Genomic DNA, 12,659 nt, shown 5'->3' on the forward strand with positions numbered 1-12,659 from the left:
CCATGCGCATCGGTGTCATCACGTTCCCCGGTTCGCTCGACGACCGCGACGCCCAGCGCGCCGTGCGTCTCGCCGGCGCCGACCCCGTCGCGCTGTGGCACGGCGACCACGACCTGCAGGGCGTCGACGCCATCGTGCTCCCCGGCGGGTTCTCCTACGGCGACTACCTCCGTGCCGGAGCGATCGCCGCCAAGGCGCCGATCATGGCCGAGGTCATCGACGCCGCGGGCAAGGGCATGCCGGTCCTCGGGATCTGCAACGGCTTCCAGATGCTCGCGGAAGCGCGCCTGGTCCCCGGCGCCCACACCCGCAACGCGCACCAGCAGTTCATCCGCCGCGACCAGAAGCTCCGCGTCGAGAACGCCGGCACCGCCTGGACCTCCGGGTTCACCGCGCAGCAGGAGATCACCATCCCGCTGAAGAACGCCGACGGCCGCTTCGTCGCGGACGCCGACGAGATCAAGCGCATCGAGGACAACGGCCAGGTCGTGTTCCGCTACCTCGGCGTGAACCCGAACGGGTCCATCGACGACATCGCCGGCGTCTCGAACGAGCGCGGCAACGTCGTCGGCCTGATGCCGCACCCCGAGCACGCGACCGAGCCCGGCTTCGGCCCGGACACCCCCGCGGCGATGGCCTCCGGCACGGACGGCCTCACCTTCTTCACCTCCGTGATCGAGTCGACGCTCGTCAAGTGACCGAGCCGACCGACGTGACCGACTCCACTGCAGCAGGGAACGACAACACCGTGACGACCTTCGTGCGCCCCGAGCCCGACACCGTCCAGGACGCCGCAGCGACGCCCGACAAGGACCAGCCGTACGAGGCCCTCGGGCTCAAGGCGGACGAGTACGCCAAGATCCGCGAGATCCTCGGCCGCCGCCCCACCTCGGGTGAGCTGGCGATGTACTCCGTGATGTGGTCGGAGCACTGCTCGTACAAGTCGAGCAAGAACTACCTCCGGCAGTTCGGCAAGAAGGTCACGCCGGAGATGACCAAGAACCTGATGGTCGGCATGGGCGAGAACGCCGGCGTCGTCGACGTCGGCAACGGCTGGGCGGTGACCTTCAAGGTCGAGTCGCACAACCACCCGTCCTACGTCGAGCCGTACCAGGGTGCTGCCACCGGTGTCGGCGGCATCGTCCGCGACATCATCTCGATGGGCGCCCGCCCGGTCGCCGTGATGGACCAGCTCCGCTTCGGCGCGATCGACCACGAGGACACGGCGCGCGTCGTGCACGGCGTGGTCGGCGGCATCTCGTTCTACGGCAACTGCCTCGGCCTGCCGAACATCGGCGGCGAGACCTACTTCGACTCCGTGTACCAGGGCAACCCGCTGGTGAACGCGCTCGCGGTCGGCGTGCTGCGTCACGAGGACCTGCACCTGGCGAACGCCTCCGGCGCCGGCAACAAGGTCGTCCTCTTCGGCGCCCGCACCGGTGGCGACGGCATCGGCGGCGCGTCGATCCTGGCGTCCGACACCTTCACCGAGGGCGGCCCCACCAAGCGCCCCGCCGTGCAGGTCGGCGACCCGTTCGCCGAGAAGGTCCTCATCGAGTGCTGCCTCGAGCTGTTCCAGAAGGAGCTCGTCGAGGGCATCCAGGACCTCGGTGCCGCCGGCATCTCCTGCGCCACCTCGGAACTCGCCAGCAACGGCGACGGTGGCATGCACATCTCGCTCGACGACGTCCTGCTGCGCGACCCCACGCTCACCGCCGAGGAGATCCTCATGTCGGAGAGCCAGGAGCGCATGATGGCGGTCGTCCGCCCCGACAAGCTCGACGCCTTCCTGGCCGTCGTCGACAAGTGGGAGGTCGAGACCAGCGTCCTCGGCGAGGTCACCGGCACCGGCCGTCTCGTCATCGACTGGCAGGGCAAGGAGATCGTGAACGTCGACCCGCGCACGGTCGCCGTCGACGGTCCGGTCTACGACCGCCCGGTCGCGTACCCGACCTGGATCGATGCCCTGCAGGCCGACGGCGCGGACTCGCTCGACCGCCCGGAGACGGGTCCGGCGCTCAAGGCGCAGTTCCTCCAGCTCCTCGGCTCGCCGAACCTGTCGTCGAAGAACTGGGTCACGAACCAGTACGACACCTACGTGCTCGGCAACACGGCGCTCTCCTTCCCCGACGACGGCGGCATGATCCGCGTCGACGAGGAGACCGGGCTCGGCGTCGCGATCGCCACCGACGCCAACGGCCGCTACTGCCAGCTCGACCCGAAGCAGGGCGCGCGTCTGGCCCTCGCTGAGGCGTACCGGAACGTCGCCGTCACCGGTGCCGTGCCCGCGGCGGTCACCGACTGCCTGAACTTCGGCTCCCCGGAGAACCCCGAGGTCATGTGGCAGTTCTCCGAGGCCGTCGAGGGCCTCGCGGACGGCTGCATGGAGCTCGGGATCCCGGTCACCGGCGGCAACGTGTCGTTCTACAACCAGACCGGGTCGACCCCGATCCACCCGACCCCGGTCGTCGGCGTGCTCGGCGTGATCGACGACGTCGCACTCCGGATCCCGTCCGGCTGGCAGGACGACGGTCACAACATCTACCTGCTCGGCACGACGAACCTCGAGCTGGACGGCTCCGCATGGGCCGGCACGGTGCACGGTCACCTCGGTGGTCGGCCGCCGCGCGTCGACCTCGCGCGCGAGAAGGCACTCGCCGAGCTCGTGCACGCCGCTGCGGACGAGCAGCTCCTGACGAGCGCCCACGACCTGGCGGACGGCGGTCTCGGCCAGTCGCTCGCCGAATCGGTCCTGCGCTTCGGCGTCGGTGCACGCGTCGTGCTCGACGAGCTCGAGAGCCGTGACGGCATCGACACCGCGACGGCACTCTTCTCGGAGTCGACGGCCCGCGTCATCGTGACCGTCCGCCGTGAAGACGACGTCCGCTTCCAGGGTCTCTGCAACGGCCGGGGCTTCCCGGTGCTGCGCATCGGCGTGACCGACGGCACCTCGCAGGCGCTCGAGGTCCAGGGCGCGTTCGAAGCGACCGTGGAGGAGCTCCGTGGCACGCACGGCGCGACCCTGCCCGGCCACTTCGGCGACGTGATCCAGGAGACCGTCACCGAAGGTGTCCTGGGCCGTGGCCCGCTCGCCTCGGACGGCACCTTCTCGCCGCGCACCGACAGCTGATCCCCGGTGCCGATCGTCACGCTGCCCTTCGCTGAACTCGTCGACCGTTTCGGCCCCGTGCCGGACGGCGTCGAGCTCGACGTCTGGGACCTCGAGGCGCCGTACCCGCGCGCGGACGAGGTCGCGGTCGCGCTCCTGCCGTTCTACTTCCAGGGGCGCCACCGCTGGCAGTACGTGCACGACCTGCCGAACCTGCAGCTCCTGCAGCTGCCGAGCGCCGGCTACGAGCACGCGGTGCCGCACGTCCCCGGGCACGCGCAGCTGGCGAACGGCCGTGGGATCCACGACGACGAGACGGCGGAACTCGCCGTCGGGCTCGCGCTGACGTCCCTCCGCGAACTCGGGCAGTTCCAGTTCGACCGTGCGAACGGCGTCTGGGACGTCCGGCAGACCCGGTCACTGGCCGACCGGCGGGTCACCGTCGTGGGCTACGGCGCGATCGGCGGTGCGATCGCCACCCGGTTCGAGGCGTTCAAGACCGAGGTGACCGTGGTGGCTCGGACCGCCCGCGAGCAGGACGGCCGGCACGTGCACGCGTTCAGCGAGCTGCCCGAGCTCGCGCGGACGACCGACGTGCTCGTGCTCATCACGCCGTTGACGGACGAGACCGAACGACTCGTCGACGCCGATCTCCTCGCCGCACTGCCCGACGGCGCCCTGGTGGTGAACGTCGCGCGCGGCAAGGTGGTGGACACCGACGCCCTCGTCGCCGAGCTCTCGAGCGGCCGACTGTCCGCCGGGCTCGACGTCACCGACCCCGAGCCGCTCCCCGAGGGGCACCCGCTCTGGACGACGCCGAACACGGTGCTGACGCCGCACGTCGGCGGCAACACGGACCTCAGCGTGCCGCGGTCCATCGAGCTGATGCGCCGTCAGGCGGCGGCGCTGGCCGAGGGCCGCGCGTTCGAGAACCTCATCGAGGTCTGACCGAGCGCGACCCGCAAGCCAGCGCGGCCCGCAGGTCCGCGGCCCGCAGGCCCGCAGGTCCGCGGCCCGCAGGCCCGCAGGCCCGCAAGCCAGCGCGGCCCGCAGGACCGCTACAGCGGGACGATGCAGGTCGGCGTCCCGACCGGGATCTGCGCGACTGCCTCCCCGGGGACGCCGTCAGCACCCACGGGCAGGACCGCGATCGCGTCCGACATCTGGTTCGCGACCAGGACGTACCCGGGCACCCGGGCGAAGTGCCGCGGCCACACCCCGCCGCACGGTGCGGACCCGACGAGCGTCAGCCCGCCGTCCGCGGCGTCCAGCACGACGATCACGTCACGTCCACGGACGGCGACGACCACGCGGCCGTCCTCGTCCACCTCGATGTGGCTGAGGAGCGACTCACCGACCGGACCGTCGAACGTCGGTGCGGACGCGACGACGCGGAATGCACCGGACTCGTCTCGACGGAGGCGGTGCACGCGACCGTCGAGCTCCCCCGCGACGAACAGGTCGCCGTCGTACCAGGCCATGTGCCGCGGGCCGACGCCGGGCTCGACGTGGTGCACGCGCACCACCTCGAGCGCGACGGACTCCGGACCGAGGTCCACCCGGTACTCGTGCAGTGCGTCCCCGCCGAGGTCCGCAACGAGCAGCGTGCCGTCGGGCGTCGCGATCGACTGGTGGGCGTGCGGCCCCTCTTGTCGGTCCTCGACGGGGCCGGTGACGTCGGGGAGCACCGCGGTGTCCACGGCGGATTCCGGGACGACGACGGAGTCCCCTGCCCCGTGCGCACCGACGACCCCGTCGCTCGCCAGGACGGACGCGGCGAGTGACTCCGCTGCGGCCAGGGACACGGCCGTGACGGTGCCGGACACGTAGTTCGTGACGACGAGCGTGCCGGACGGATCGACCCGGACGTGGCACGGGGCGTCCCCGCCGGACGGTGCGTCCCAGAGGTGCTCGAGGGCGGTCCCGCGGCGGCGGAAGGCACTCACGCTGCCGTCGGCGAGCTCGGACACGGCGTACACGCGGTCCCCGGAGACGGCCAGGAACGAGGGGTCGTCCAGCACGGCGACGGTCGAGGCGACGCCGTCCTCGACGACGGAGATCCCGGTCGCGGTGCCCCCGCCGGTGGCGGTGTACGACCCGACGAGCAGCGTGGGCAGCGCCGGAGCGCTCACGCTTCTTCCTCGGCGATCTGCTCGTGGTGGTGGATGACCTCGGCGACGATGAAGTTCAGGAACTTCTCCGCGAACGCCGGGTCCAGGTGGGACTCGGCGGCGAGGGAGCGGAGTCGGGCGACCTGGATGCGCTCGCGGTCGGGGTCCGCCGCCGGCATCCCCGCGCTGGCCTTGAGGTACCCCACACGCTGGGTGTACTTGAAGCGCTCCGCGAGCATGTGGATCACGGCGGCGTCGATGTTGTCGATGCTCTGCCGGATGCTCTGCAGTTCAGCCACGGCCGCGTCGTCGTACTCGCTCATGTGCCGAGCCTAACGGCGTCCGGCTGGCCGCCAGGTGTCGGTTACGCGAGAGCGCGCCACGTCCGAAGCTGAGTGGGACCTGAGCACCCCTTCGGTGCTGGGACAATGGAACCCATGTCGGTGCTCCTCGTCATCTCGAGTGTGTGCGCGGTCCTCGCTGGACTCGTGCACGTGTACATCTTCTTCCTCGAGTCGGTGGCTTGGACCAGCCCCCGGGTCCGGCGGATCTTCGGCATGGCCTCGGACGCCGAAGCCCGGGCGACGCGAGCCCTCGCGTTCAACCAGGGCTTCTACAACCTGTTCCTCGCGATCGGCGCCGTGCTCGGTGTCCTGTTCGTCGTGACGGGCAGCGCGGCGAGCGGCTGGACGCTGATCGTCTTCTCGACGGCGAGCATGCTCGGCGCCGCAGTGATCCTCGCGGGGACCGGTCGCCGGTACCTCAACTCCGCGTTCGTCCAGGGCTCCCTGCCGCTCATCACGCTGCTCTTCGCGTTCCTCGGCTCGCTCTTCGCGAACTGACCGCACTGCGAACCGACCCGCCCGGGCCCGGCCCGGGCTGATCAGCCGAGCTTCGACGCGAACTGGTCCGGCAGGCGCTTGAGCGCCCACTCGATCGCAGCGGTGGTCCCCATCGAGAACGCGGACGAGACGTCCTTGTCGGAGAACACGATGAAGTGGCCGGCCTCGACCGACGGCACCTTCTGGAACAGCGGATCGGACTCCGCCGCCGACGCCTCGACGTAGATCGGCAGGATCACCGTGAGGTCGGCGTTCAGCAGGTCGAGGTTCTCGTCGGAGAGGTGGACGGAGAACTGCTTGCCCGCTTCCTCGTCGATCTTCGCCGGGATCGTGAAGCCCAGGTTCTGCATGAAGGTGGCCCGGCTGTCCGCGGAGGCGTAGGCACCGAAGCCCTCCGACGTGTAGGCGCCGATCACCGCGGTCTTGTCCTGGAACTCCGGGTGCGCCTTCCGCGCGGCGGCGTACGCGTCGTCGACGCCGGCGAGCAGCTTCTTGCCCTCGGAGACCTTGCCGAGCGCCTTCGCGATCATCGTGGTCTGCTGCTTCGTCGAGGCGAGGTAGTTCTCCGCGCCCTTCGGGATCGCCACGGTGGGCGCGATCGCGGAGAGCTTGGCGTAGCGGTCCTTGTCGCCGGAGGACTTCACGTCGAGGATCACGTCCGGCTTGAGCTTGAGGATGTCCTCGTAGCTGGGCTCGAGCGTGTTGATGATCTTCGGGGACTTCGTGTACGCACCCTTGAGCCACGGGCCGACGCCGTCGCCGCCGAAGGCGAGCCAGTCGCTGGCGCCGACGGGCTGCACGCCGAGTTCGAGTGCGGTCTCGGCGTCGCCCCAGCCGAGGGCGACCACGCGCTTGGGCTGCGAGTCGATCTTCGTCGTGCCGAGTGCCGTGGTGATCGACACCGGGAACTGACCGTCGGCGGAGGACGACGACGCCTCCGGCGAGGTGGTCGACGAGCCGGACGAGCATCCGGCGAGGACGAGCGAGGCGGCCACCACGGCACCGGCGGCGGCGAGTACGCGCCGGAAGCGCTGCTTGGAGAGGGAGGTACGGATCACAAAGGTAAGCCTAACCTAAGGGTCCGCCACGAAACGCGGGTGGATAGGCTCTGGACCCGTGGCCACGTCGTACCAGGACCCCGATCGCACGCGCCTCGCCGTGCTCGGCTCGCCGATCGCACACTCGCTCTCGCCCACGCTCCACGCAGCGGCCTACGACGTCCTCGGGTTGCCCTTCACGTACGGGAGGCACGAGGTCGCCTCCGGCGGTCTGGACGCGTTCATCGCCGGGCTCGGTCCAGCGCAGCGGGGGCTCAGCCTGACGATGCCGCTGAAGCGCGAGGTGCTCCCGCTGCTCGATCGCACGACACCGCTCGTGGACGAGCTCGGGGTCGCCAACACGCTCGCGTTCCGTTCCGAGGGCGGCCGGGTGGTGCGCGCCGGCGCGAACACCGACGTCGAGGGACTGGTCCGTCCGGTCGCCGCCCTCGGGCACGTCCCCGGTGAGGCGACGATCCTCGGCGGCGGGGCGACGGCGGCGAGTGCGCTGACGGCATCGCTCCGCCTCGGCGCCCGTGTCGTCCGGGTGTTCCTCCGCGACACCGCGAAGGCGCGGGACCTCGTCGGCCTCGCGACCCGGCTCGGGATCACGCTCGAGGTGCACCCCCTCGCCGACCTCGAGCAGGCGGGGCCGCTCGGCTTCGTGATCTCGACGCTCCCCGGCGGCGCGGCCGACGAGCTGCCACTGCGCCCGTCGGGCTCCGACGCGGTGCTCTTCGACGTCGCGTACGAGCCGTGGCCGACCGCGGCGTCCACGCGCTGGGAAGCCGCCGGCGGACGGGTGCTGAACGGCCTGGACATGCTCACCGAACAGGCGATCGGCCAGATCCGGTTCTTCCTGACCGGCGACGAGGACGAGCTCCTGCCGTCGGAGGCCGCGGTCCGCCGTGCGATGCGCGGCGCCGTCGGACTGCCCGAGCAGATCGGCGGCTGACCCCGGCCGTCCGGTCAGGCCTGTCGGGTCCGACCCTCGGCGTCGAGGAGCGCGACCGACACGTCCCACAGCCGGTCGGCGTCCGTCGGGTCGAGCGCCCACGGCCGAACCCCGTACAGCCCGTCCTGGATCGCGTCGACGACGGCGGCCTCGTGGCAGTCCTCGTAGTACCGGCCGGAGACTCCGGCGAGTTCCGGAGCGGTGGCGAGCAGGACGGACGTGGCCGCGCCCTGCTCGGGCGTCTTCACGACGTCGGCGGCAGCCACCTTCGTCGCCGCCAGGACGTCCGGGTCCCAGTGCTTCTGCAGCCCGGTCCAGATCCCGCCCGGCATGCAGGAGTTCGCGGTGATGCCGTCCTCGGCCCAGCGGAGTCCGACCCCGACGGCGAAGAGGGCGTTCGCCGTCTTGGACTGCGCGTACGCCAGCCCGGGCTCGTAGGGACGGCGGCGGAAGAACAGGTCGTCGAACACGACGGGCGATGATCCGTGGCCGGTCGACGACACGGCGACGATCCGCGCGGAGCCGGACGCGGCGAGTGCCCGGTGCAGGCCGCGTGCGAGCGCGAAGTGCCCGAGGTGGTTCGTCGCGAACTGCGACTCCCACCCGGCCGCCGTGTACGACTCCGGCGCGTCCATGATCCCGGCGTTCGCCACCAGGACGTCGAGCGGGCCGTCCCAGTCCGCCGCGAAGGCCTCGACGGAATCGGGGCGGTCGAGGTGCAGTGCACGCACCGCGGGTGCTGCTCGTCCGGTGGACCGGGCGATGTCGTCTGCCACACGGTGCCCCGCTGCGACGTCGCGCACGGCCATCGTCACGACGGCACCGGCGCCGGCGAGCGCCCGGGCGGTCTCGATGCCGATGCCCGAGGCGGCGCCGGTGACGATCGCCGTCCGTCCGGTGAGGTCGATGCCGTCGAGGACCTCGGCGGCGGTCGTCCGGGCACCGAAGGCGGCGAGGTCACGGGACGGCATGGGCACTCCTGTCGGGACTCAGGTGGCGACCACGCCGTCGACGTAGAACCAGCGGCCCTGTTCGCGGACGAAGTCGCTCGTCTCCTCGAGCGTGCCACGCTCGCTGTCGGTGCGCCACCACGCGCGGAACGTGACCTGTCCGCGCGAGTCGAACGGGCCTCCGTCCCGGGTCGACAGGACGTCGAGCCGTGTCCACCGCTGCTCCGCGTCGAGCTCGAGCGTGTCCGGTCGGGTGCTCGGGTGCCACGAGAGCAGCAGGTACTCGGGCAGCCCGAGCGCGAACGCGGAGAAGCGCGAGCGCATCAGCCGTTCCGCCGTCGGCGCCGCGGCGCCCGCGTGCAGCGGGCCGCAGCACTCGTCGTACGGGTTCCCGCTGAGACAGGGACAGCGCGTGGTGGCCACGAGGTCAGTCGACGAGGGACAGCGTGACGGTGATGTTGCCCCGGGTGGCGTTCGAGTACGGGCAGATCTCGTGCGCGCGCTCGACGGCCCGCTGCCGCTTGGCCTGCTCGACGTTCGGCGTGTAGACGTCCAGCTCGACGGCCAGCCCGAAGCCGCCGTTGCCGTTGCCGCCGATGCCGACCTCCGCCGAGACCTCCGCGTCCGTGGTGTCCACGCTGAGCTCCTTGCCCGCCGCGTGCAGTGCGCCGAGGAAGCACGCCGCGTAGCCGGCGGCGAAGAGCTGCTCCGGGTTGGTGCCCTCGCCGCTGCCGCCCATCTCCTTCGGTGGACGCGTGTCCAGGTCGAGACGGTCGTCCTCGCTGCGGACGTGCCCGTCGCGGCCGCCTCCCGAGGCGTGGGCGACGGCGGTGTAGACGATGTCGAGACTCATGGGATCAGGTGACCGTGCCTGTCTGGACGATTCCTGACGAGCGGCTCCGCGACGCGGACCAGCGCGTGTCCGAACCCGGCTCGTCGGGCGTGTCCGAGCGATGCTCAGCGCTGAGGAGTACCAGGGACCACATGAGCACGTACGCCCTCGGCTGGCGCGTCTTCCGCGACCACTTCGGCCGGGACGTGCCCGCGGACCGACGCCGCTTCGGGTTCGTCGTCGGCGTCGTCACCGCGGTCGCCGCGTTCGTGGTGCTGGTGGTCGTCGGCCTGGTCGCCCCGTGGCCGGACCTCCAGGAGCCGGCGGCGTGGATCGGAGCCGCGCTGCTCGCAACCGGACTCGGCGCCTTCGCGGTCGCCCTCGTCCCGCTCCGCCCGCGGACCGCCGACGGCGCACGGCTGTACTGGTCGGGATCGCAGATGGCTGCGCCGGACCACGTCGAACGGTACTTCCGGGCGAGGACCGCCCCGACGGTCGACCCGCGCGACCGGGACGACGTGCTGCGCGATGCCGAGGCCGTCCGAGCCGGCGTGCTCCCCGAGGTCTACCGGGGCCTGGTCGTCGTCGCGGCGACGGTCCTGGCCGTCGCCGGCGTGGCCCTCCTCGACCTCCCCGCACGCATCGTCGTCTGGGTGGCGCTCATCACGGCGGTGCGGACCGTCATGAACGTGATCCGGCTCGGCCGCGTCGAGCGCGCCCGAGCCCTCGCCGCGACGCTCCCCGACGTCCCGGCCGCTCCGGAGCGGCCGCCCGGGCGACGGCGTTCCCCGAACGGGTCGAAGATCCAGCTCCCCGGGGACTGACGACTGTCGGCGGCAGCGGGCACACTGGGCGCATGTGTGGCCGCTTCGTCGTCTCCGACACCACCGCTGACCTGCTCCCCGAGCTCATCGGGGAACTCGCCGATCGCACCGAGCACGTCGACGAGGACACCGGCGTCGTCGGCACCGGGCTCGTCCCGAGCTGGAACGTCGCCCCCACTGACCCGGTCTTCGCCGTCCGGCAGCGCCACGGGGAGCGCGAACTCCCGCAGATCAGCTGGGGCTTCGTCCCGAGCTGGGCGAAGGACTTCCAGAAGCAGCGCCCGAAGCCGATCAACGCCCGCATCGAGACCGTCGCGACGAGCGGCATGTTCAAGCGCGCCTTCGCCACGAACCGGTGCATCGTCCCAGCGCAGGGCTACTACGAGTGGGTGGTGCGCGAGGACGGCAAGGAACCCCACTTCGTGCACGAGCCCGGCGGTGCCCTCGCGATGGCCGGGGTCGTCAGCGCGTGGCCGGACCCGACGAAGCCCGAGGGTGACCCGGACAAGTGGAAGCTGTCGCTGGCGATCATCACCAGGGACGCCCACGTCGCCCCGGGGGAAGTGCACGACCGGATGCCGGCCTTCCTGACCCCGGACGGCTACGACGACTGGCTCGGCGGGGAGCTCCACACCGACGACCTGCTCGCGCTGCTCGACCACGAGTCGCTCGAGGTGGCCGCGGGCCTCGAGCAGTACGAGGTCTCCCGGACGGTCAACAGCGTGAAGAACAACGGCCCACAGCTCATCGAGCCGGTGGCGTAGCCGACAGGGACCGCTCCTCGACGTGCCCCTCTGCATCGACGGGGCGTCGGGCGAACACCCGCTTGAGGCGCATCGCCGGTCGCTCGACGAACAGCCAGCTCGCCCATGCGAACGGCAGCGCCGCCACGACCGACAGCGCCGCGAACACGACGACCGGCAGCTGCTGGTGCGGGAACGCGAGCACCATCGTCTGCTGCACGGGGAAGCCGTAGATGTACAGGCCGTACGAGACGTCGTTGCGGGCGCCCATCCAGTGCAGCGGCAGGAGGATGCCGGCGACCAGGCACAGGTAGGCGAGGGGGACGCCGACCAGCGCACCGGACACCCCGAGCGCCGCGACGGCCACCACGAGTGCAGCGGCCAGCAGCACGAGCGGCCAGGCGACCGGGATCCGGTCGCGCTGCAGGTAGAGCAGCGCACCGCCGCCGAAGTACCCGCCGAGCCGGGCGGTGGCCTCGATCTGTCCGGGGAGGTGCAGCACCCCGGCTGCCTGCAGGAGGACGATCGCGGCACAGACGACCAGCAGCGCGACGACCGCGCGCGTCCGCCACCGCACGGCGACGAGCGACACCAGGAACCCGATCGCGAGGTAGCAGAGGAACTCGAAGAACAGGGTCCACAGCGAGGCATCCCACGCGTTCGGGTACGGGACGTGCCCCAGCGTGCCCGTGATGCCGTACTGACGGATGTAGAGGAACGCATCGTGGAAGACGTACCCCGCCGCGCCCGTGAACGTCCAGGTGCCGCCACCGGGGAACATCGCGACGACGGCCGGGGCGATCCCGAAGGCGACCACGACGAGCGCGACGATGAACGCCGGGTAGATCCGGAGCACCCGGCGCCAGACGAAGTCGACGAGGGAGCGGCTGTTCACCCGGCTCGTGGTGATGAGGTAGCCGGAGATGCAGAAGAAGCCGGCGACGGCCCAGCTCCCGAGGCCCTGGTCCCCGAGCACGGGATCGGGGCCGTACCCACCGATGGGCCACGAGTGGGACAGCACGACGAGTCCGGCCAGGATCAGCCGGATCGCGTTCAGCGAGTTCCTGCGCGGATCGAACCGCGCGCCGAGGCTGCGTCGCCCCTGTACGTCAGCAATGCTCACGGGGCCGAGGGTAGACAGCTCGGGCGCGCGGAACGACGGTGATCCGGATCAATGCGGAAAACCGCCACCGCACGTGCGCGCCCGGTGCGAGCACGGCGAACGACGGGAGGCCCGTGTCGACGTCCACCGCGTG

The 12,659-nt window shown here is 71.4% G+C and carries 14 protein-coding genes; 7 read left to right on the top strand and 7 right to left on the bottom strand.

Annotated elements, in window-relative coordinates:
- Window positions 1-2 precede the first annotated feature (2 nt).
- Genes purQ through EDF55_RS08335 form a run of 3 tightly spaced genes read left to right on the top strand, consistent with a single transcriptional unit; the run spans window position 3 to window position 4,057 of the window.
- Window positions 3-698 carry a phosphoribosylformylglycinamidine synthase subunit PurQ gene (purQ, locus tag EDF55_RS08325; protein WP_123654422.1) on the top strand — a complete coding sequence of 232 codons (696 nt, stop codon included), beginning with the start codon at window positions 3-5 and terminating at the stop codon, window positions 696-698.
- A 50-nt stretch (window positions 699-748) separates the two neighbouring features.
- Window positions 749-3,130 (top strand): phosphoribosylformylglycinamidine synthase subunit PurL, encoded by a 2,382-nt coding sequence (gene purL, locus EDF55_RS08330; RefSeq protein ID WP_123654731.1) that lies wholly within the window; start codon window positions 749-751, stop codon window positions 3,128-3,130.
- A 6-nt stretch (window positions 3,131-3,136) separates the two neighbouring features.
- Complete coding sequence (locus tag EDF55_RS08335) at window positions 3,137-4,057, top strand: 2-hydroxyacid dehydrogenase (protein ID WP_123654423.1); 921 nt, start codon at window positions 3,137-3,139, stop codon at window positions 4,055-4,057.
- Between the two features lie 110 nt (window positions 4,058-4,167).
- Here the strand turns inward: EDF55_RS08335 and EDF55_RS08340 are convergent, their stop codons facing one another.
- Together EDF55_RS08340 and EDF55_RS08345 are read right to left on the bottom strand one after the other, a co-directional pair.
- Window positions 4,168-5,241 (bottom strand): beta-propeller fold lactonase family protein, encoded by a 1,074-nt coding sequence (locus tag EDF55_RS08340; RefSeq protein WP_123654424.1) that lies wholly within the window; start codon window positions 5,239-5,241, stop codon window positions 4,168-4,170.
- Window positions 5,238-5,543, bottom strand: coding sequence for a chorismate mutase (locus tag EDF55_RS08345; protein ID WP_123654425.1), 306 nt, complete (start codon window positions 5,541-5,543; stop codon window positions 5,238-5,240). The genes EDF55_RS08340 and EDF55_RS08345 overlap by 4 nt, the downstream gene beginning before the upstream one ends.
- A gap of 114 nt (window positions 5,544-5,657) precedes the next feature.
- Between EDF55_RS08345 and EDF55_RS08350 the strand changes: the two genes are divergently transcribed.
- Entirely contained in the window at window positions 5,658-6,062 is a 405-nt protein-coding gene (locus EDF55_RS08350) for a DUF1304 domain-containing protein (protein WP_123654426.1), read from the top strand.
- A gap of 41 nt (window positions 6,063-6,103) precedes the next feature.
- Here the strand turns inward: EDF55_RS08350 and EDF55_RS08355 are convergent, their stop codons facing one another.
- Window positions 6,104-7,120, bottom strand: a complete 1,017-nt coding sequence (locus tag EDF55_RS08355) for an iron-siderophore ABC transporter substrate-binding protein (protein ID WP_260235865.1) — start codon at window positions 7,118-7,120, stop codon at window positions 6,104-6,106.
- Between the two features lie 58 nt (window positions 7,121-7,178).
- Between EDF55_RS08355 and EDF55_RS08360 the strand changes: the two genes are divergently transcribed.
- Entirely contained in the window at window positions 7,179-8,054 is an 876-nt protein-coding gene (locus tag EDF55_RS08360; RefSeq protein WP_185017235.1) for a shikimate dehydrogenase, read from the top strand.
- A gap of 14 nt (window positions 8,055-8,068) precedes the next feature.
- Here EDF55_RS08360 and EDF55_RS08365 read toward each other — a convergent pair whose 3' ends face one another.
- From EDF55_RS08365 to EDF55_RS08375, 3 genes are read right to left on the bottom strand one after another with little or no spacing between them, the layout of a single operon-like run.
- Entirely contained in the window at window positions 8,069-9,025 is a 957-nt protein-coding gene (locus EDF55_RS08365; protein ID WP_123654428.1) for an SDR family NAD(P)-dependent oxidoreductase, read from the bottom strand.
- Between the two features lie 18 nt (window positions 9,026-9,043).
- Window positions 9,044-9,427 (bottom strand): YchJ family protein, encoded by a 384-nt coding sequence (locus EDF55_RS08370; RefSeq protein ID WP_123654429.1) that lies wholly within the window; start codon window positions 9,425-9,427, stop codon window positions 9,044-9,046.
- A 4-nt stretch (window positions 9,428-9,431) separates the two neighbouring features.
- Window positions 9,432-9,857: an organic hydroperoxide resistance protein gene (locus EDF55_RS08375; RefSeq protein ID WP_123654430.1), complete on the bottom strand. Its 426-nt coding sequence runs from the start codon at window positions 9,855-9,857 to the stop codon at window positions 9,432-9,434.
- 131 nt (window positions 9,858-9,988) lie between these two features.
- Here EDF55_RS08375 and EDF55_RS08380 point away from each other — a divergent pair, with 131 nt between their 5' ends.
- Both EDF55_RS08380 and EDF55_RS08385 read left to right on the top strand, forming a co-directional pair.
- On the top strand, window positions 9,989-10,660 hold the full coding sequence (locus EDF55_RS08380) for a hypothetical protein (protein WP_123654431.1): 672 nt from the start codon (window positions 9,989-9,991) through the stop codon (window positions 10,658-10,660).
- Window positions 10,661-10,692: 32 nt separating this feature from the next.
- Window positions 10,693-11,424, top strand: a complete 732-nt coding sequence (locus tag EDF55_RS08385) for an SOS response-associated peptidase (RefSeq protein WP_123654432.1) — start codon at window positions 10,693-10,695, stop codon at window positions 11,422-11,424.
- Here EDF55_RS08385 and EDF55_RS08390 read toward each other — a convergent pair.
- Window positions 11,405-12,526: an acyltransferase gene (locus EDF55_RS08390; RefSeq protein ID WP_123701372.1), complete on the bottom strand. Its 1,122-nt coding sequence runs from the start codon at window positions 12,524-12,526 to the stop codon at window positions 11,405-11,407. The genes EDF55_RS08385 and EDF55_RS08390 overlap by 20 nt on opposite strands.
- Window positions 12,527-12,659 lie beyond the last annotated feature (133 nt).

The sequence above is a fragment of the Curtobacterium sp. ZW137 genome (assembly GCF_003762905.1).
GTDB lineage: Bacteria > Actinomycetota > Actinomycetes > Actinomycetales > Microbacteriaceae > Curtobacterium.

Coding starts and splice junctions, on each gene's coding strand:
- purQ (WP_123654422.1), top strand. CDS start 3: ATGCGCATCGGTGTCATCACGTTCCCCGGTTCGCTCGACGACCGCGAC.
- EDF55_RS08345 (WP_123654425.1), bottom strand. CDS start 5,543: ATGAGCGAGTACGACGACGCGGCCGTGGCTGAACTGCAGAGCATCCGG.
- EDF55_RS08350 (WP_123654426.1), top strand. CDS start 5,658: ATGTCGGTGCTCCTCGTCATCTCGAGTGTGTGCGCGGTCCTCGCTGGA.
- EDF55_RS08365 (WP_123654428.1), bottom strand. CDS start 9,025: ATGCCGTCCCGTGACCTCGCCGCCTTCGGTGCCCGGACGACCGCCGCC.
- EDF55_RS08375 (WP_123654430.1), bottom strand. CDS start 9,857: ATGAGTCTCGACATCGTCTACACCGCCGTCGCCCACGCCTCGGGAGGC.
- EDF55_RS08380 (WP_123654431.1), top strand. CDS start 9,989: ATGAGCACGTACGCCCTCGGCTGGCGCGTCTTCCGCGACCACTTCGGC.
- EDF55_RS08385 (WP_123654432.1), top strand. CDS start 10,693: ATGTGTGGCCGCTTCGTCGTCTCCGACACCACCGCTGACCTGCTCCCC.